The sequence below is a fragment of the Janthinobacterium sp. GW822-FHT07A03 genome (genome assembly GCF_058798815.1).
In genome coordinates this window covers 125829-145600 of sequence record NZ_JBXAKW010000001.1, presented here as the reverse complement: position 1 = coordinate 145600, position 19772 = coordinate 125829, and the positions used below count along the sequence as shown (strand labels likewise).

Here is a 19772-nt window from a genome sequence, read left to right as displayed (position 1 = left end):
CCATGACTGCCGAAAAACTCACCCTGCGGGACCGCCTGGGATATGCCCAGGATGACGCCAGCCTGAATGACGATGCCGCGCACCAGGGCGCGTCGAGCCACAGCTACCAGCAGCTCAAGCACCGCACCCACCAGGCGCTGCTCGACCGCGTCGACCTGGAGGGCATGCAGCGCCTGTCGCGCGAGCAGATCCGCGAAGAGCTGAAAATCCTCGTCAGCGACGTGCTCACGGAAGACAATGTGGTGATCAACGAGCTGGAACGGCGCTCGCTGATCCGCGACATCCAGGACGAGGTACTCGGTTTCGGCCCGCTCGAGCCGCTGCTGGCCGATCCCGGCGTGTCCGATATCCTCGTCAACACCTACCGCCAGGTATATGTCGAGCGCCATGGCCGTCTGGAGCTGAGCGACGTCTGCTTTACCGACGACGCGCATTTGATGAAGATCATCGACAAGATCGTCTCGCGCGTGGGCCGGCGCATCGATGAATCGAGCCCCATGGTCGATGCGCGCCTGCCCGACGGTTCACGCGTGAACGCCATCATCCCGCCGCTGGCCATCGACGGCCCCGTGATGTCGATCCGGCGCTTCTCGGCCCAGCCCCTGCGCCTGGCCGACCTGCTGCTCAAGCACAGCCTGACCGAGGAAATGAGCACCACCCTGCAGGCGCTGGGCAAGGCCAAGGTCAACATCCTGATCTCCGGCGGCACGGGCAGCGGCAAGACCACCATGCTCAATGCGATTTCCGGCTTCATCAGCACGGCCGAACGCATCGTCACCATCGAGGACGCGGCCGAACTGCAGATGCAGCAGCCGCACGTGGTACGCCTGGAAACGCGACCCGCGAACATCGAGGGCAAGGGCGAGGTGACGCAGCGGGCGCTGGTGCGCAACGCGCTGCGCATGCGCCCCGACCGCATCATCCTGGGCGAGGTGCGCGGCGCCGAGGCGCTCGACATGCTGGGCGCCATGAACACGGGGCATGAAGGCTCGATGGCCACCATCCACGCGAACACGCCGCGCGACGCGCTGACGCGGCTGGAAAACATGATCAGCATGGCCTCGGCGGCCCTGCCCGTGAAAGCCATGCGCCAGCAGATCAGTTCGGCCATCAGCGTGGTGGTGCAGGTATCGCGCCTGACGGACGGCAAGCGCAAGGTCACGTCGATCCAGGAAATCACGGGCATGGAAGGCGAGATGATCACCATGCAGGAAATCTTCACCTTCCGCCAGACGGGCATCGGCGAGGACGGCACGGTGCAGGGGCATTTCCATGCCAGCGGCGTGCGGCCGCGTTTCCTGGAACGCCTGCGCGCCTTCGGCATCAGCCTGCCGGAAACCCTGTTCGATCCCGCCCGCCAGTACCATTAAGGGGAGCATCATGGACTATCTCTATTACGTATTCGCCATCCTCACCTTCATCGCCGTGGTGCTGCTGATCGAGGGGGTGTACCTGGCGTGGAACACCTCGCGCGGCCCGGAAGCGGAAAGGGTCGCGCGCCGCCTGCGCATCATGTCGGCCGGCGCGCATGGCGACACGGGCAGCTCGATGATCAAGAAGCGCCTGCTGAGCGACACCCCGGCCCTGCAGCGCGTGCTGCTCAGCGTGCCCCGCGTGCATGCACTCGACCGCCTGCTGGAGCAGTCGGGCCTGAGCTGGAGCGTGGCCAGCTTCGCCGGCGTGATGCTGGCCACGGCCGGCGCCGCATTTTTGCTGCTCAGCTACCTCAGCGTGCCGTGGCTGCTGCTCCTGCCGCTGGTGGCGGGCGCGGCCCTGCTGCCGCTGCTGGTGGTCTTGCGCGCCAAGGCCAAGCGCCTGCAGCGCATCGAGCAACAACTGCCCGACGCGCTGGATCTGATGGCGCGCGCGCTGCGCGCCGGCCATGCCTTCCCCACCGCCCTGAAAATGGTCGGCGATGAAATGAACGCGCCGCTGGCCGTGGAATTTCGCGCCACCTTCGACGAAGTCAATTTCGGCATCGCCATGCAGGACGCCCTGATGAACCTGGCCACGCGCGTGCCCAGCACGGACTTGCGCTACTTCGTCATCGCCGTGCTGATCCAGCGCGAAACGGGCGGTAACCTGGCCGAACTGCTCGACAGCATCAGCCGCATCATCCGCGAGCGCATCAAGCTGCTGGGGCAGGTACGCGTGCTGTCGGCCGAAGGCAAGCTGTCGGCCTGGATCCTGTCGCTGCTGCCCTTCGGCGCGGCGGCCATGATCCACCTGACCAATCCGCAGTTCCTGGAAATGCTGTTCGTCGACCCGGGCGGACGCAAGATGCTCGCCGGCGCCCTGGTGATGATGGTGTGCGGCATCCTGGTCATGCGCAATATCATCCGTATCCGCGTCTGAGCCCGCAAGGAGAACCCTCATGAATCCCGTGCATATCGCCTTTCTCGCCCTGCTCTTCATTGCCGTCTTCGGCACCGTGCTGGTGGCCATGCGCAGCTTTGCGCCCGATCCCTTGCGCCAGCGCATGGACAACGCCGCCGGCAAGAGCGCGGCGGCGCCCGGCGCATCGGCGCCCAGCCCCTGGCTGGCACGCATGGTGCGCCTGAGCGGCCCCCTGGCCAAACTATCGCTGCCCGACCAGGGCTGGGAAGGCTCCGTGATGCGCCGGCGCTTCATGAATGCCGGCCTGCGCCAGGCGTCGGCGCCCATCCTGTTCTTTTCCGCCAAGACCATGCTGGCCATCGGCCTGCCCCTGCTGCTGTTCCTGGGACTGAGCGCCTCGGGCAGCCAGATGGCGGGCAAGGCATTGCTGTTCTGGCTGCTGATCGTGGCCGCCATCGGCTACTACCTGCCCAATATCGTGCTGGCGCAAATGATCAAGCGGCGCCAGCGTGATATCTTCGAAAGCTTTCCCGATGCGCTTGACTTGATGACAGTGTGCGTGGAAGCGGGCCTGGCCATGGATGCGGCGCTGGCCCGGGTGGCGGCCGAGATCGCCCTGAAAAGCGCGGTGCTGGCCGAGGAATTGCATCTGGTGATGCTGGAACTACGCGCCGGCAACACCAAGGAACGGGCGCTGCGCAACCTGGCCCTGCGCACGGGCGTCGAGGATGTCGACGCGCTGGTGGCCATGCTGATCCAGGCCGAGCGCTTCGGCACCAGCATCGCCGCCTCGCTGCGCGTGCAGTCGGACCAGCTGCGCACCAAGCGCCGCCAGATGGCCGAGGAAGAAGCGGCGAAGATCGCCCTCAAGCTGCTGTTCCCGCTGATCTTTTTCATCTTCCCTTCACTGCTGGTCGTCCTGATGGGACCAGCCTTCCTGCAAATCTACCGCGTGCTCCTGCCCAGCATGGGCAGCGGCAGCTAACCGGAGAACCGCCATGTCACAGCACACCACCCTGATGCTCATGCTCGCCTGCGCCGGCCTGCTGCCCGCCTGCGGCCACCTGCCCGGCCCCGCCAGCCAGCACAGCCAGGACAATCACGCTGCGCCGTCCCAGGCGCGCATCGATGACAGCCCCGCCGCCCGCACCGCCGCGTTCTGCAAGCTGGGCAAGCGCATGCAGGAACTGGGCGATCCGCGTGCGGCGATGTCCGCCTACCGCGAAGCGATGCTGCTGACGCCCGACTCGGCCGACGCGCGCAATGGCGCCGCCGTACTGCACGCGCAGCTGGGCCAGCTGGAGACGGCCCGCGCCATGCTGCAGGCGCTGGCGCAGGAGGCGCCGACGGCCCGGACCTACAACAACCTCGGCTACGTGCTGTACCTGCAGGGAGAGTATGTCCAGGCGGCGGCCGTGCTGCGCCAGTCCCTGCAGCTCGACAATGGCCAGCAGCCGGCGCGCGCCAACCTGGAGCTGGCCATCGCGGCGCTGGCGCGCAGCATAGGGACGATCGATGCGGTCGATACCACCGCGGACGCCGTCGCGCCCGACCTGGCGCCGACGGCGCCGGTGCCCGCGGCGCCTGCCAGCCGCCTGCAGCTGACGCAGTTGCAGCCGAATATCTTTGCGCTGAGCTGGCGCGACGCTCCCGTAGCGCCACGCGCCGCGCCGGCCGCCTTGCCCGCCGTGGCGAAGCAGGCGGCGCCGCTGCCACGGCTGGAAGTCATCAACGGCAATGGAGAAACCGGGATGGCGGCGCGCATGCGCGGCATGCTGGGCGGCATGGGCATCAGCGTCCTGCGGCTGGGTAACCAGCGGCCGTACGGCGTCCAGGCCAGCAGCATCGTCTACCGTCCCGGCCATGCGCAGGCGGCCGCCGCCCTGGCGCTGGCCTTGGGCGGCATGCCGCAGCTGCAAGCGGCGGACGACAGCGGCATCGGCACGGGCGCCGACCTGCGTTTATTGCTGGGCAAGGATGCGGCGGCCAGCCTGCGTGCGCCGGACGTGCGCCTGGCATCGAACACGACACCGTGACGCAGGCATCAGCGCGGCAGCAAGCGGCTGTCGGCGGGGTCGATCAGGAAGCCTTGCAGGATATCCTGCAGCTGCGGCAGCTTCGCCACGTAGGCGGGAATGCCCAGCTGGCGCGCGCCGAAGTAGTGGGCGATGATGTCGCCCTGCTGTTCCATGTTGAAATCGGACAGGACGCCACCTGCCTGCGCATCGTAGCGGTAGGCGCGCTGGGCAATGTAGCCGCCGCGCAGCGCCAGCAGCACGCCATGCAGCAGCACGCTGTAGCCGAGCTGGTACTGCCACACGTGCACCATTTCGTGGATGAAGAACAGTTTGCCGCTGTTCCCTTCTCGGGAAAAATCGTCGCGGTATTGGGCTGGCATGAAATGCAGGCTGCCGCGCGGCGTCATCGCCGTGTTCTGGTCCTGCAAGCCGAACGGTAGAAAGGAGCCGCGCACAACGCGCACGCGCGCGTAGTCGATGGCGCCCTGGAAGACGCTGCGGGCCATGGCGGTTTCGCCGATGGTGAGGGGGCGGCGCAAGACTCGCATAAGAAGAAGAGAAGAAAGCGCGGCAAGCGTAAAGCCTGCCGCGCCAGTACCGCTTAAGCCAATCGAAGACCGCTGGCAGCCTTGGCGATTTCCGTGATACGGTCCCAGTTGCCGGCCGCAATCGCGTCTTTCGGCGTCAGCCACGAACCGCCCACGCAGGCGACGTTCTTGCACGCCAGGAACTGCGACGCCGTCTCTTGCGAGATGCCGCCCGTCGGGCAGAAGGTGATGTCCGGCAGCGGTCCGTAGATCGCGTTGAGCATGCCGATGCCGCCCGCCGGCACGGCCGGGAACAATTTCAGCTGCTGGAAGCCGTTTTCACGCGCCGCCATCACTTCACCTGGCGTCATCACGCCTGGCAGCAAGGGCAGGCCGCTGCTTTTCGCCGCCGCCACCAGGGCCGACGTCAGACCTGGCGAGACGCCGAAGACGGCGCCCGCATCGCGCGCCTGGGCGAATTCCTCGGGACGGGTCAGGGTACCGACGCCGACGATGGCGCCCGGCACGGCCGACATGGCGCGGATCGCTTCGAGGCCGTGCTTGGTGCGCAGGGTCACTTCCAGCACGCGGATGCCGCCCGCCACCAGCGCGCGCGCTAGCGGTACGGCGTGTTCAGGATCGTCGATCGCAATCACGGGGATCACGCTCGAGGTGCGCATAATTTCCAGTAGTGTCATGGTCATCTCTTATTTCCTAGCCAAAAAGTCTTCATCGGAACCCGGTACGGTATCGCCGACATTGTCGGCGTCGTGCAAGGCGACGGTGGTGGGAATCGGCGACGGCAGGCCGAAGGTGGTGGCACCTTCTTCCGCCGCGCTGACGGTGGAACGGAACATGGAAAACAGCTCGCGGCCCATGCCGACGTGGTTCGGCGACAGGTCGGCCGTGACCAGCGAACGCGCGTGCCAGACGTCGGCCGGCACCAGCGCCTCCAGTACGCCCGTGAAGGCGTCGAGACGGATGATGTCGCCGTCGCGCACCAGGCCCAGCGGGCCGCCGGCGAGGATTTCAGGCGAGACGTGGATGGCGGCAGGCACCTTGCCCGACGCGCCCGACATGCGGCCATCGGTGACCAGCGCCACGTGGCGGCCCGCATCCTGCAGATTGGCCAGCGCGGGCGTGAGCGCATGCAGTTCCGGCATGCCGTTGGCGCGCGGGCCCTGGAAGCGCAGCACGGCAACGAAATCGCGGTCCAGCGTGCCGGCCTTGTAGGCGGCCATGAATTCTTCCTGCGAATTGAACACCAGGGCAGGCGCTTCGACCGTGCGGTGCTGCGGCTTGACGGCCGAGACCTTCATCACGGCGCGGCCCAGGTTACCCGCTACCAGGACCATGCCGCCGTCCGGCGCGAACGGGTTCGAAGCCGGGCGCAGCACGTTCTCGTCGGCGCTGGTCGCCGGCGCATCTTTCCAGAAGACCTTGCCGTCTTCGCCGAGGAACGGCTCCATGCAGTGCGCGCGCAAACCGTGACCCAAGATGGTGTTGACGTCCTCGTGCAGCAGGCCCGCGTCCAGCAGTTCACGGATCAGATAACCGGTGCCGCCGGCCGCGTGGAAATGGTTCACGTCGGCGTCGCCGTTCGGGTAGATGCGCGTGAGCATCGGCACGATGGCCGACAGTTCGTTGAAATCGTTCCAGTCGATGACGATGCCGGCCGCCTTGGCGATCGCCACCAGGTGCAGGGTATGGTTGGTCGAACCGCCCGTGGCCAGCAAGCCCACGACGGCGTTGACGATACATTTCTCGTCGACGATATGGCCGACTGGCAAATAGCTGGCGCTTTGCGCCGTGATGACGGCCGCGCGCTGGGCGGCGGCCTTGGTCAGCGCATCGCGCAGCGGCGTGTTCGGCGTGATGAAGGCGGCGCCCGGCAAATGCAGGCCCATCACTTCCATCAGCATCTGGTTGCTGTTCGCGGTACCGTAGAAGGTACAGGTGCCGGCGCCATGGTAGGCCTTCGACTCGCCTTCAAGCAAGTCTTCGCGCGTGGCCTTGCCTTGTGCATACAGCTGGCGCACCTTGGCTTTTTCCTGGTTCGACAGGCCAGACGTCATCGGACCGGCCGGCACGAAAACGGCCGGCAAATGGCCGAAGTGCAGCGCGCCGATCAAGAGGCCCGGCACGATCTTGTCGCACACGCCCAGGTACAGGGCGGCATCGAACATATTGTGCGACAGCGCCACGGCCGTCGACATGGCGATGGTGTCGCGCGAAAACAGCGACAGTTCCATGCCCGGCTGGCCTTGCGTCACGCCATCGCACATGGCGGGCACGCCGCCGGCGAACTGGGCGACGGCGCCCACTTCGCGCACGGCTTGCTTGATGATCTGCGGGAAGCCTTCGAAGGGCTGGTGCGCCGACAGCATGTCGTTATACGAGGAAACGATGGCCACGGACGGCTTCTTGTATTCCTTCAGCGACAGCTTGTCGTTGGCGGGAAAGGCGGCAAAGCCGTGCGCCAGGTTGGTGCACGACAGGGCGCCGCGCTGCACGCCCTGGATGCGGGCCGCATCCAGATGCGCCAGATAGGCGCCGCGCGATGGCCGGCTGCGCGCGATGATGCGCGCTGTTACGGATTCGACTACTGGATGCAGCGCCATATGGATTTCCTTAAAAATGAGTATTTCGTGAAATTTTACTACAAAATAGTGAAGAAGAAGCACTCTTGCATGGCCCAACAACAGAAATAAGCCACAAATTGCGGCTTATCAAAGCCAGCCCAGGCAATATCGCGTATCAGCGATTGCCAACATATCTCTTATATATCACTGCTGCAATCGCTAAAAAAAGCACAACAAAATCGGCTTCACGTCACAAACTGTAGTGAAATTACGTTTTTCTGATGTATTATTCCCATATCAACGCCGGATCCGCTGTTCGCCACGACGAACGCGCCGCGCTCCTTTCAACCGAGACAAGCACCCAAGCCGACCGCCATGCGCCAGCCAGCACCTACTCCTGCCATCACCGCCACCGCCAGTTTCCAGTCCCTGCAAGCGCATAGCGCCAGCCTGCGCGAAGTGCATCTGCGCCAGCTGTTCGCGGCCGATCCCGCACGTTTCTCGACGATGACGGTCGATGCGGCCGGCCTGCTGCTCGATTACTCGAAGAACCGGGTCGACGCCACCGCCATGGCGCTGCTGATGGACCTGGCCCGCGAGCGCGGCGTGGAAGCGCAGCGCGAAGCCATGTTCACCGGCGAGAAAATCAATCTTACCGAACATCGGGCCGTTCTGCATACTGCCTTGCGCGCGCCGCGCGGCACCAGGCTGGTGGTCGACGGCCAGGATATCGATGCCGACGTGCAAGATGTGCTGCAGCGCGTCAAGGCATTTACGGACAAGGTGCGCAATGGCAGCTGGCTCGGCTACACGGGCAAGCCCATCTGCGACATCGTCAATATCGGCATCGGCGGCTCGGACCTGGGTCCGAAAATGGCCTGCCTGGCCCTGCGCTCCTACGCCAACCCGGGGCTGGAAATGCACTTTGTTTCCAACGTCGACGGCCACGACATGGAAGCGACCCTGTCCAAAGTCGATCCGGAAACGACCTTGTTCATCGTGGCGTCGAAAACCTTCGTCACGGCGGAAACCATGCTCAACGCCAACACGGCGCGCGCCTGGTTCCTGCTGGAAGGCGAAGAAAAGGATCTGACCCAGCATTTTGTAGCCGTCTCGACCAATACGCAAGCCATCGTCGACTTCGGCATTTCGCCGGACAACATGTTCCCGTTCTGGGACTGGGTCGGCGGCCGCTACTCCGTCTGGTCCTCGATCGGCCTGGCCGTGGCCCTGTCCGTGGGCTTTGAATACTTCAGCGATTTCCTCGCTGGCGCGCATGCGATGGATCAACACTTCCGCCAGGCGCCACTGGAAGACAACATGCCCGTGGTGCTGGCCATGGTGGGCTTCTGGAACCGCCAGTTCCTCGATTGCGGCTCCGTTTCCATCGCGCCGTATCATCAGGATTTGAGCCGCTTTGCCGCCTATTTGCAACAGCTGGACATGGAAAGCAACGGCAAGCGCGTCACCAAGGATGGCGTGCCCGTCGACGTGCCAACCGGTCCCCTCATCTGGGGCGACTGCGGCACGAATGCGCAGCATGCGTATTTCCAGCTGCTGCACCAGGGCACCGACATCACGCCCATCGACTTCATCGCCGCCCTGCGCGCCACGCACGACTTGCCGGGCCACCACGACGCCCTGCTGGCCAACTGTTTCGCCCAGTCGGAAGCCTTCATGACGGGCAAGACGGGTGAAGAGGTGCGCCTTGACCTGCAGGCGCAGGGCTTGCCGGAAAGCGAGATCGAGGCCTTGATACCGCACAAGACCTTCCCCGGAAACCGCCCCAGCAATACCATCTTGATGGACCAGCTGACCCCGACCACCCTGGGCGCCCTGATCGCGCTGTACGAACACAAGACCTTCGTGCAGGGCGTCTTGTGGAACGTCAACAGTTTCGACCAGTGGGGCGTCGAACTGGGCAAGGTGCTGGCGAAGAAAATCCAGGCCGAACTGACGGGCGAAGCCCGTCCCGACCACCACGACAGCTCGACCAATGGCTTGATTGCACTGGCGAAAGCCGCCAAGGCGGCGTATTAACTTAATTGAGGTTTATGAATATTTACGAAATCAAGGTCGTCAGCGACAAGCCCATGCAAGTGGGCGAATGTCCGCTATGGCACGGCAAGGAAGCGGCCCTGTACTGGGTCGACATCGATGGCCGCGCCGTGCACCGGCTGCACCCGGCCAGCGGCAAACATGAGCAGTGGAACATGCCGACGGAACCGTCGGCGCTGGCCATCAATGCCGGCGGCGGCCTGATCGTCGCCCTGCGCAGCGGCTTTGCCCACCTCGACACGAAGACGGGCAGCCTGGCGGAAATCGCCCCGGCGCCGTTCGACATGGCCACCACGCGCTTCAACGACGGCAAGGTCGACCCGGCCGGCCGTTTCTGGGTCGGCACGATTTTCGAGCCGCGCAACGCTGACGCCGCAGAAATGTTCGTGCTGGAAAAGGGCAAGGTACGCAAGGTCTGGTCGGGCGGCATGACCGTGTCGAACGGCCTGGGCTTTTCCCCGGACAAGCGCACCATGTACCACTCGGATACCACCACGCACCGCATCGACCGCTTCGACTTCGATGCGGCGACAGGCGCCATTTCCGCGCCGCAACCGTTCCAGCGCTTTTCCACGGACAAGAAAGCGTTTGATTACGGCGGGCGCCCCGATGGCGCGGCCGTCGACAGCGAAGGCAATTACTGGTCGGCCATGTTTGAAGGCGGCAAGATCTTGCGCTTCGCCCCCGATGGCCACCTGTTGGGCGAAATTACCGTGCCCGTGCGCTGCCCCACCATGGTGACGTTTGGCGGTCCCGACCTGCGCACCCTGTACATCACCAGCGCCAGCCACAACCGCTCGGCTGCCGAGATCGCCGACTACCCGTTGACGGGCCACGTGCTGTCCGTGCGCGTGGACGTGGCGGGCCAGCCGGAACACCTGTATCAAGCGTAATCGCTTGCCAGCATGAAAAAGCGCCGGACCCTCGCGGGTACCGGCGCTTTTTAACATTGGCCGCGCAGATTACCGGGCCAGCACTTTGCGTATCGTCTCGGCCAATTCGGCCGCCACGAATTTCGCCACATAACCATCGGCGCCCACGCCCTTGACGTGGTCTTCGTTGGTCGAGCCCGTCAGCGACGAGTGGATCACCACGGGGATGTTGGAGAAGCGGCCATCGTTCTTGATGTTGCGCGTCAGGGTAAAACCGTCCATCTCCGGCATTTCCAGGTCGGTCAGCACCAGCGCAACCTTGTCTTTCGCCGTCTTGCCTTCCGTTGCCGCCTGAGCCGAGATCGCTTGCAGGCGTTCCCACGCTTCCTTGCCGGTCTTGGTCATGATGAAGGGCACGCCCATCGCTTCGAGGCCCTTTTCGATCAGCGAGCGGGCCAGCGAGGAATCGTCGGCCGCGAGGATCACGGCGCCGGCCGGCAAGCGCACCTGCGGGCCGATGCTGTTCTCGTCCACGTCCGGATCGCCCGACGGCAGCACGTTGCGCAGGATTTGCTCCACGTCCAGCACTTGCGCCAGACGCGTCTTGTCCGTATCGCCATCGAGGCGCGCGATACTGGTGACGAGGCCGCCGCCGACACTCGATTCGGCCGACAGGACCTGGTTCCATTCCAGGCGCACGATTTCATCAACCTCTTCCACGGCAAACGCCTGTGTCGAGCGGGCGAACTCCGTCACCATCAGGATCTTCAAGCCATTGCTCTTGCAGCCGACCGCCATCGGCAAGTCGATCACGGGCACGATCTGGCCACGGATATTGACCACGCCCAGCATGTGCGGGTGCGAGCCAGCCACCGCCGTGATGGCCGGCATTTCCATGATTTCACGGACCTTGAACACATTGATGCCGAATAGTTCGCGGCTGGTCGAGTGATCACTGGTACCCAGCTTGAACAGGAAAAGTTCGAATTTGTTATTGCCTGTCAGGCTGGTGCGTTCATCGACATCTTGCTGCATTGAATTCATTGTGTCCCCTTGAGCCGTCTTGTAAAGTTAAGTCGCCTGCCCCTGATGCTGCGGGCAGTGCGGACTGCACGTCGCATGGACGTCGGATGGCGGGTTCGGGGCATGGCCGGCGCTAGCGGTGCAGTGTATATCGTACAATTTCTTACAACCAATAGTTGCTATCGATTCGAGCTTGAATTATACGGTTTTTTACTTTCCTCAAAGCTACTTTACGCTGCCAACGGCGATCCTGACAGCATTTCTTGATTTGCTTGTTGCTACAGCGCAAATGATGACGGAGAGAATCGAAAATTTCCCTGGCAACCATGGTTGCTTTGAAAAGCCGATGACAAGCATGATGCTGCGCCAGCACCGGCGAACGGCATATAATGGCCATGCCGGCATCGCTGGCAAGCATACGGGGCAAAATGGCGACGGCAGCGGATGGAATGTAGTAAAATTTCTTGCAATTGCCTGTTCTACGTAGTAAATTTACACCATCGATTATAGTAGCGACAGACTGGCACTTCCGGTCGGCTTCCTCCCCGCTCCGGCCCTTTTACTTTTGCGACGACACTCACTTATGGCACTTACCGATTTTGACCTGGTCCTGTTTGGCGGCAGCGGCGATTTAGCAATGCGCAAGTTGTTGCCTGCAATGTATGCGCGCGACGTCGCGAACGATTTGCCGCCGACGGCGCGCATCATCTGTGTGGGCCGCCAGGACAGCGGCCAGGAAGCCTTCCTGAAGATGGTGGAGACCAATTCGCGTCCCCACATCAAGGCCAGCACCCTGAACGCCGCCACCTGGAGCAAGTTCTGCGCGCGCATCGTGTATGTGTCGCTCAACGCCAGCGATGCGGCCACGTACGCGCCGCTGGTCGAAGCACTGCGCGGCGATGCCGACCTGACGCGCGTGTACTACCTGGCCACGCCGCCGCACCTGTTCGCCTTGATCTGCGACAACCTCGAAGACAACGGCCTGGTCACGCCGAATTCGCGCGTGGTGCTGGAAAAGCCGCTGGGCCGCGACCTGGCCAGCGCCAAGCAGATCAATGCAGAAGTGGGCAAGGTCTTCCAGGAATCGCAGATCTACCGTATCGACCATTACCTGGGCAAGGAAACCGTGCAGAACTTGCTGGCCCTGCGCTTCGGCAATATCCTGTTCGAGCCGCTGTGGCGCCGCGAATGGATTTCCGATGTGCAGATCACCATCGCCGAAAAACTGGGCGTGGGCAACCGCATGGGGTACTACGACACCTCGGGCGCGCTGCGCGACATGCTGCAAAACCACTTGCTGCAACTGCTGTGCATCGTCGCCATGGAGCCGCCGACCTCGATCGCGCCGGACGCCGTGCGCGATGAAAAGCTGCAAGTGTTGCGCTCGCTCAAGAAATTCACGCCCACCACCCTGGCGCAAAACATCGTGCGCGGCCAGTACCGCGCCGGCCACGTCGACGGCGCCACCGTGCCGAGCTACCGCGACGAACCCGATGCGCCGGAACACTCGCGCACCGAAACCTTCGTGGCCCTGAAGGCGGAAATCGACACCTGGCGCTGGGCCGGCGTGCCGTTCTACCTGCGCACGGGCAAGCGCATGGCCGACAGCCTGGCCGAGATCGTTGTGCGCTTCAAGCAGATCCCGCATTCGATCTTCAACCAGCCGACGTCGAGCTTCCAGCCGAACTGCCTGGTGATCCGCTTGCAGCCCGACGAAGGCTTGCGCATGAACCTGATGGCGAAAACCCCGGGCGACGGCATGCGTCTGAAACCGGCGGAACTGGAACTCGATTTCCGCGAATCGTTCAAGACGCCGCGCATGGATGCCTACGAGCGCCTGCTGCTCGACGTCCTGCGCGGCCAGCTGACCCTGTTCATGCGCGGCGACGAACTGGAAGCGGCCTGGGAATGGGTCGAACCGATTCTCGACAGCTGGGAACAGAACGACAGCGCGCCGATTCCATACACGGCCGGCACCTGGGGCCCTGCGGCCGCCAGCGCCCTGATCGGCCGCGACGGCTTGCAATGGCGTGAAGAGGCCTTGCCAGAGGACTGAAGCCGTTAAGATTTGGCTTAACCATGAACGGTGAAATACTGGGGTCGGCCCCTGAGGGTCCGACCCCGGAACTTTGCTTTTGGGGTGAAAAGGACGCAAACTTACGGCATTACTGCCAGAAGATTAATCAATGCTACTCGATTCCATCCGCACCCAGCTCGATTCGCTCTCCAAGTCGGAGAAGAAGGTCGCGTTGGCCGTGCTTGACCAGCCCAACCAGACGGTCAGCCAGAACATCACGGCGCTGGCGAAAAGCGCGCAGGTGTCGGAACCGACCGTGGTGCGCTTTTGCCGCACGCTGGGCTATGACGGCTGGCATGAATTCAAGCTGAAGCTGGCGCAGGGCCTGGCCCTGGCCATGCCGGGCGCGAACGAGCAGCCGGCGCAGGACGACCTGGCGGCCGACCTGGTGAATAAAATCTGCAGCCGCTCGATCAACACCCTGCTCGACCTGCGCAACAACCTGAACCCGGAAGCGATCCAGCGCGCGCTCGACATCCTGTCGCGCGCCAGCAAGATCGAATTCTATGGCCAGGGCACGTCGGGCATCGTGGCGGCCGACGCGCAGCACAAGTTCTTCCGCTCGGGCGTGCCGACGGTGGCCTACAGCGACCCGAACATTCACAGCATCGCTGCAGCCCTGCTGCGCGGCGGCGACTGCCTGGTGGCCATTTCGCAGCGCGGCAACAGCCCCGCCCTGGTCCGCTCCGTGAAACTGGCGCGCCGCGGCGGCGCCGACGTCGTCGTGCTGGCCCCATCGGGCACGCCGCTGGCCGACCTGGCAACCGTGCTGATCCCGATCGACCTGGTCTTCAACACCGACCCCTACACCCCGATTTCAGCGCGGCTGGCCTACCTGGTCGTGATCGACGTGCTGGCCGTGGGCCTGGCCCTGCAGCGCGGGCCTGAATTCCGCAAGAAGATGCAGAATGCGCAGAAGGCGCTGCAGGAATTCGACATGCAGTTCGATTCCTTCATCGGTTGAGGCAATAAAGAGCACAGGCGGACTTGCCGGATTATGTACAATACCCCGGCAAGCCCATTCACTCTTTCCCGTGCAGCCATGAACCAACTCGAACAACTGAAGCAATTTACTACCGTGGTGGCCGACACCGGCGACTTCCAATCGATCCAGGCTTACACGCCGCGCGATGCGACGACGAATCCGTCGCTGATCCTGAAGGCCGTGCAAAAGGATGAATACAAGCCGCTGCTGGAAAAGGCCGTGCGCGACCACCCGAACGCCTCCACCGCCGAAATCATCGACCGCCTGCTGATCGCGTTTGGCGTGGAAATCCTGCAAACCATCCCCGGTCGCGTCTCCACCGAAGTCGATGCGCGCCTGTCGTTCGACACGGAAGGTACTGTCGCCAAGGGCCGCGACCTGATCGCCCTGTATTCGAACGCCGGCATTGCCCGCGAGCGCGTGCTGATCAAGATCGCCTCCACCTGGGAAGGCATCCGCGCCGCCGCCATCCTGGAAAAGGAAGGCATCCGCTGCAACATGACCCTGCTGTTCTCGCTGGCCCAGGCCATCGCTTGCGCCGAAGCGGGCGCGCAGCTGATTTCGCCGTTCGTCGGCCGCATCTACGACTGGTACAAGAAATCGACGGGCATCGACTACGTGGGCGCAGAAGACCCGGGCGTGCAATCGGTACGCCGCATCTACAATTACTACCGCAAGTTCGGCTACAAGACCGAGGTGATGGGCGCGAGCTTCCGCAACACCTCGCAAATCCTCGAACTGGCCGGCTGCGACCTGCTCACCATCAGCCCCGACCTGCTGCAAAAGCTGGCCGACAGCGATGCGCCGGTGGAACGCAAGCTGAGCGCCGAAGCGGCGCCATCGACCAACATCGTGCAGATGTCGCTGAACGAAGAAGCCTTCCGCTTCATGATGAATGAAGACGCGATGGCGACGGAAAAACTGGCCGAAGGCATCCGCGCCTTCTGCGTCGATTCCGGCAAACTGAAACAGATGATCGCCGCGCTGCGGTAATCGCGTCATTACGACGGGCGAAAAAAGCGGCGCCGTGCATTGCACGGACGCCGCTTTTTTATTGTAGTCGTCCTCGTTGACCTCACGGCGACTGACAGCACCATTGCGAGCGGCAGGGAGTTGTGACCAAGAAGCGTAACTGTGCTGTAACACAGTGAGCATCGCCGGCCGCAAATCACGACGCGCAGCAGGTGCCGTCAGGCGTCATCAAGAGCAGCGGAAGGTGGCCACGCCCTGGTAATTGGCGCCATTCGCCAATTGCGCCTTGTAAGCCGCGATCAGCAGGTAGCGGCCAGCGCCGCCGTCGCCCAGCATCAGCTGCGCGCCCGTGCCGTTCGACAGGTAGCCGCCGGTGATGCTGCTCGACGCCGCCGACGCCATGCTGGTCGACGCACTCACCTTGCCCGTGCTGCCGCCGGCGCTGGCATCGATCGACAGCGCGACCTTGGCGCCGGAGGCATCGAACGACACGCTGGCCGTGCCGCTGGCCGTGCCGAAGTAAGCGGTCGACGAGACGCTGCTGCCACCCGTATAGCTTGGCGCCGTGAACGTGCCCGCATCGCAGGTAAACGTGCCCGTTGCTGGCAGTGCGGCGAGCACGTTATAAGCGACATAATGCGCGCTGGCATTGTTGCCGCTCAACGTAGTGGCGCCGGAGCTATTGCTGAACGCGCCCTTGAACCAGCGTCCCTGCGCAAAGCTGGCGTCGCCGCCGATTTCACGCGTCACGGCGGGATTGCCCGTCAGGACGATGCTGCCGATATTGCTCAAAGCACCAGAGGCATCCTGTACCAGCAGGCCGGCCCTGCCACTACTCTGCAAGCCGATCGACGTAAAGACGAAGCGGCTGTTGTCGCCATTGACGAAACGGGCACTGACAGTGCCCGTGTTTTCGCCGGTGGCAGTCGGCGTGACAGGCACGACTGGCGGCGTAACAGGTGTAACAGGCGGGACGGGCGTCACGGGCGGATTCACGGCCACTACCGGGTCAGCTGGGGAGGAAGAACCGCCACCACCGCAAGCGGCGAGCGAAGCGGCGATCAGGGTCAGAACAAAAGCGTGATTCAGTTGCATACGATTCCAATAAAAAAAGCAGGACATAAGGAATCCTTGGCACATGCCAAAAATTCAACGTCCAATATTATGCAACATTTCTCAAGAGAATGGTTGCATTAAAGAAATTTATTAATGCTAACAATGCGGCCATCACGCGCGCATCTGTGTCGTGACGCCGCGCTGGCGGTAAAATATCTGGTTACAGGCCGCCAGCGACTACTCATGCAATCACCGATCACCATCCGCCTGGGCCGCCGCGCCCGGGCACGCATCGCCGACCACGGCTTGCGCGCGCTCGACGTCGCCATCGTCCCGGCCGCCGCGGGCGGGCCGAAAGGCTTGATCCTGCATCAACTCGATTGCTGGCTGTTCGGCGACTTCCTGCCGCAGGCGCCGCGCCCGCGCCACTTCGTCGGCGCCTCGATCGGCGCCTGGCGCATGGCCGCCGCCGTGTTCCCCGACCCGGTGGCCGCGCAGCGCCGCCTGGTGCGCGAATACGTGGGCCAGCGCTATCCCGACAAGCCCGCTGCGGCGCATGTGAGCCGCACGTGCCGCGCCCTGCTCGACGCCGTCCTCGATGGCCAGGATGCACAGCTGCTGCGGCATGCGCAGCACAGCCTCTCGGTGCTGGCCGTGCGCGGCATCGGCGCGCTGGCGCAGCCGGGCAAATGGCGCGACCGGCGCGGCTTCGTGCTGGCGGCCGCCGGCAACGCCGTGGCGCGCGCGCGCCTGGCCGCCTCGCTGGAACGCACGGTATTCCATGCCGGACCGGACGGCGCCAGCTGGCTGCGCTCGCGCTTCGATGCCTTTCATTCGCATTTCGTGCCGCTGGCGCAGAACAACCTGCGCGACGCGCTGCTGGCCTCCGGTTCCATCCCACTGGTACTCGATGCGGTCACGGACATCGCCGGCGCGCCGCCCGGGCGCTACTGGGACGGCGGCCTGGTCGACTATCATTTGCACCTGCCCTACCAGCGCGAACCGGACCTGGTGCTGTACCCGCATTTTGCCGACCATATCGTGCCCGGCTGGCTGGACAAGGCCATGCCCTGGCGCCGCGCGCGCAACGGCGATAGCGCACTCGACAATATGATCCTCGTCTCGCCCTCGCCCGCCTTCGTGGCCAGCCTGCCCAATGGCAAATTGCCGGACCGGCGCGACTTCCCCCACTACGGCCAGGACCACGCGGCACGCATGCGCGACTGGCGCCGCGCCATCGCGGAAAGCGAGCGCATGGCGGCCGCCTTCGCCCGCTGGGCGGAGCAGCCGGACTTGCGCCAGGCGGGCGATCTGTAGCACGGGCGTGGCTGCAACAGGCGCAAAGACAAGCACGCTTTTCCCTCGCCTCTTGGTCACTTATCAGTGCATACTATGTCGCACAGGCAATTTAAATCCCCTCTGCGACAGGAGTTCCGACCATGCACGCCCTCTCCCACCTCCGTATCGGCACGCGCCTGGCTGCAGGCTTCGCGCTGGTGCTGCTGCTGTCCGTGATTTCCACCTCGTACGCGCTGTACAGCGCCCACGTGAATGCCGAAGCAACGCGGCAAATGATGGAAAAACCGCTGGCCAAGGAACGCCTCGTATCGGACTGGTACGTATTGATTTACTCGGCCATCGCGCGCACCTCGATGATCGCCAGGAGCACGGATGAAACCCTCTCCAGCGTGTTCGCCGACACCATCGCCGACAGCACGAAACAGGGCGGCGAACTGCTGAAGAAAATCGAGGCGCTGCTCGATACCGAAGAGGAAAAGAGCATTTTCAAGGCGTCCATTGCCGAACGCGTCAAGTACCAGGATGCCAAGACCCTGGTGATGAACGCGCGCAAGGCCGGCAATGCGGCGCAGGCGGAAAGCACCTACCGCGACAGCTTCGCGCCGGCCGCCGCCAAATACCAGAACAACGTCAAGGCCCTGCTGTCGCAGCAGCGCCAGGCCATCGACGCCACGGCGCAAGCGATCGAGGCGGCCAATGAACGCAGCTTCACCCTGCTGCTGACCTTGTGCGCGCTGGTGGTGGCGCTGGGCAGCGCCTGCGCGTGGCTGATCACGCGCTCGATCACGCAGCCGTTGAAGGCCGCCGTGAAGGTGGCCGAAACGGTGGCCGACGGCGACTTGCGCACGCATTTCGGCAAGGCGGCCAGCGATGAAATCGGCGACCTGATGCGCGCATTGCACGGCATGAACGAGGCGCTGCGCAAAGTGGTATCGGAAGTGCAGACGGGCACCAACGCGATCGCCACGGCGTCGGGCGAAATCGCCGCCGGCAACCAGGATTTATCGGCGCGCACGGAACAGCAGGCCAGTTCGCTGGAAGAGACGGCATCGTCGATGGAAGAATTGACCAGCACCGTGAAGCAGAATGCGGACAATGCGCGCCAGGCCAACCAGATGGCGGTGGCCGCGTCCGGCGTGGCCGAACGGGGCGGCAGCATCGTCAGCCAGGTGGTCGACACCATGGGCGCCATCGATACGGCATCGACGAAAATCGTCGACATCATCGGCGTCATCGACGGCATCGCCTTCCAGACGAATATCCTGGCCTTGAATGCGGCCGTGGAAGCGGCGCGCGCCGGCGAGCAGGGGCGCGGTTTTGCCGTCGTCGCCACGGAAGTGCGCAGCCTGGCCCAGCGCTCGGCCGCCGCGGCGCGCGAAATCAAGACCCTGATCGGCGACTCGGTGGAGCAGGTCAACAACGGCACGCGGCTGGTGCAGCAGGCCGGCAGCACCATGGGCGAAGTGGTCGACAGTGTGCGCAGGGTCACCGACATCATGGCCGAGATCACTGCCGCCAGCGCCGAGCAAAGCATGGGCATCGACCAGGTCAACCAGGCCATCGCACAGATGGACCAGGTGACGCAGCAAAATGCGGCCCTGGTGGAAGAAGCGGCGGCCGCGGCCGAAAGCATGCAGGACCAGGCGGCGCGCCTGGCGCAGGTGGCAGCCGGCTTCCAGCTCGAACACGTGGCCACGGCGGCGCCGGTGCGCACCGCGCGGCCGGCCAAGGCCGCTATTGCCACCACGCAAAAACTCGCGCCACGTCAGCCCCAGGTCGCAGCCAGCAAGGCCACGGCCAGCAAGCCGGCAGCGCCCAAGGCAGCCGATGCTGCGGCGCACAAAACGCCATCGCACATCGCTGGCGACCAGGACTGGGAAGAGTTTTAAGCCCGGTTTTACGCCCGGTTTTACGCCCGTTTTCAAGCGCCGCGATCGCTGGCGCCGATACGCCCGCAGCGGGCCGC

17 protein-coding genes are annotated in these 19772 nt (G+C 64.1%); 12 read left to right on the top strand and 5 right to left on the bottom strand.

Going from position 1 to position 19772, the window contains the following annotated elements:
• Window positions 1-2: 2 nt before the first annotated feature.
• The 4 genes from AC1RJW_RS00690 to AC1RJW_RS00675 are packed head-to-tail and all read left to right on the top strand — an operon-like array spanning window position 3 to window position 4373.
• Window positions 3-1370 (top strand): TadA family conjugal transfer-associated ATPase, encoded by a 1368-nt coding sequence (locus AC1RJW_RS00690; protein WP_493042628.1) that lies wholly within the window; start codon window positions 3-5, stop codon window positions 1368-1370.
• A gap of 10 nt (window positions 1371-1380) precedes the next feature.
• Window positions 1381-2355, top strand: a complete 975-nt coding sequence (locus tag AC1RJW_RS00685; protein WP_070289153.1) for a type II secretion system F family protein — start codon at window positions 1381-1383, stop codon at window positions 2353-2355.
• 19 nt (window positions 2356-2374) lie between these two features.
• Complete coding sequence (locus AC1RJW_RS00680) at window positions 2375-3322, top strand: type II secretion system F family protein (protein WP_493042625.1); 948 nt, start codon at window positions 2375-2377, stop codon at window positions 3320-3322.
• A 13-nt stretch (window positions 3323-3335) separates the two neighbouring features.
• Window positions 3336-4373 carry a LytR C-terminal domain-containing protein gene (locus AC1RJW_RS00675; protein ID WP_493042623.1) on the top strand — a complete coding sequence of 346 codons (1038 nt, stop codon included), beginning with the start codon at window positions 3336-3338 and terminating at the stop codon, window positions 4371-4373.
• A gap of 8 nt (window positions 4374-4381) precedes the next feature.
• Here AC1RJW_RS00675 and AC1RJW_RS00670 read toward each other — a convergent pair whose 3' ends face one another.
• The 3 genes from AC1RJW_RS00670 to edd form a co-directional block, all read right to left on the bottom strand.
• Window positions 4382-4894, bottom strand: a complete 513-nt coding sequence (locus tag AC1RJW_RS00670; protein ID WP_493042621.1) for a Rhs element Vgr protein — start codon at window positions 4892-4894, stop codon at window positions 4382-4384.
• 62 nt (window positions 4895-4956) lie between these two features.
• A complete protein-coding gene (gene eda / locus AC1RJW_RS00665) occupies window positions 4957-5586 on the bottom strand; it encodes a bifunctional 4-hydroxy-2-oxoglutarate aldolase/2-dehydro-3-deoxy-phosphogluconate aldolase (RefSeq protein WP_071075891.1) in 630 nt (209 codons plus the stop codon).
• A gap of 3 nt (window positions 5587-5589) precedes the next feature.
• Window positions 5590-7503 (bottom strand): phosphogluconate dehydratase, encoded by a 1914-nt coding sequence (edd, locus tag AC1RJW_RS00660; protein ID WP_493042619.1) that lies wholly within the window; start codon window positions 7501-7503, stop codon window positions 5590-5592.
• A 336-nt stretch (window positions 7504-7839) separates the two neighbouring features.
• Here edd and pgi point away from each other — a divergent pair, with 336 nt between their 5' ends.
• Window positions 7840-9504: a glucose-6-phosphate isomerase gene (gene pgi, locus AC1RJW_RS00655; RefSeq protein ID WP_493042617.1), complete on the top strand. Its 1665-nt coding sequence runs from the start codon at window positions 7840-7842 to the stop codon at window positions 9502-9504.
• 14 nt (window positions 9505-9518) lie between these two features.
• Complete coding sequence (locus AC1RJW_RS00650) at window positions 9519-10415, top strand: SMP-30/gluconolactonase/LRE family protein (RefSeq protein ID WP_493042615.1); 897 nt, start codon at window positions 9519-9521, stop codon at window positions 10413-10415.
• A 69-nt stretch (window positions 10416-10484) separates the two neighbouring features.
• On the opposite strand, the gene AC1RJW_RS00645 is transcribed toward AC1RJW_RS00650, so the two are convergent.
• Window positions 10485-11438: a chemotaxis protein gene (locus AC1RJW_RS00645; RefSeq protein ID WP_099379036.1), complete on the bottom strand. Its 954-nt coding sequence runs from the start codon at window positions 11436-11438 to the stop codon at window positions 10485-10487.
• A 172-nt stretch (window positions 11439-11610) separates the two neighbouring features.
• Between AC1RJW_RS00645 and AC1RJW_RS00640 the strand changes: the two genes are divergently transcribed.
• The 4 genes from AC1RJW_RS00640 (at window position 11611) to tal (ending at window position 15472) form a co-directional block, all read left to right on the top strand.
• Window positions 11611-11904, top strand: coding sequence for a hypothetical protein (locus AC1RJW_RS00640; RefSeq protein WP_493042612.1), 294 nt, complete (start codon window positions 11611-11613; stop codon window positions 11902-11904).
• A gap of 96 nt (window positions 11905-12000) precedes the next feature.
• Complete coding sequence (zwf, locus tag AC1RJW_RS00635; protein ID WP_493042610.1) at window positions 12001-13473, top strand: glucose-6-phosphate dehydrogenase; 1473 nt, start codon at window positions 12001-12003, stop codon at window positions 13471-13473.
• Between the two features lie 130 nt (window positions 13474-13603).
• Complete coding sequence (locus tag AC1RJW_RS00630; protein WP_034750862.1) at window positions 13604-14458, top strand: SIS domain-containing protein; 855 nt, start codon at window positions 13604-13606, stop codon at window positions 14456-14458.
• Window positions 14459-14536: 78 nt separating this feature from the next.
• Entirely contained in the window at window positions 14537-15472 is a 936-nt protein-coding gene (tal, locus tag AC1RJW_RS00625) for a transaldolase (RefSeq protein ID WP_099666887.1), read from the top strand.
• A gap of 207 nt (window positions 15473-15679) precedes the next feature.
• On the opposite strand, the gene AC1RJW_RS00620 is transcribed toward tal, so the two are convergent.
• The gene (locus AC1RJW_RS00620) at window positions 15680-16546 is read right to left on the bottom strand and encodes a hypothetical protein (RefSeq protein WP_493042607.1); all 867 of its coding nucleotides are present in this window, start codon (window positions 16544-16546) and stop codon (window positions 15680-15682) included.
• A gap of 204 nt (window positions 16547-16750) precedes the next feature.
• Between AC1RJW_RS00620 and AC1RJW_RS00615 the strand changes: the two genes are divergently transcribed.
• Both AC1RJW_RS00615 and AC1RJW_RS00610 read left to right on the top strand, forming a co-directional pair.
• Window positions 16751-17824, top strand: coding sequence for a patatin-like phospholipase family protein (locus tag AC1RJW_RS00615; RefSeq protein ID WP_493042605.1), 1074 nt, complete (start codon window positions 16751-16753; stop codon window positions 17822-17824).
• 122 nt (window positions 17825-17946) lie between these two features.
• On the top strand, window positions 17947-19695 hold the full coding sequence (locus tag AC1RJW_RS00610; protein ID WP_493042603.1) for a methyl-accepting chemotaxis protein: 1749 nt from the start codon (window positions 17947-17949) through the stop codon (window positions 19693-19695).
• The last annotated feature ends 77 nt before the right edge of the window (window positions 19696-19772 follow it).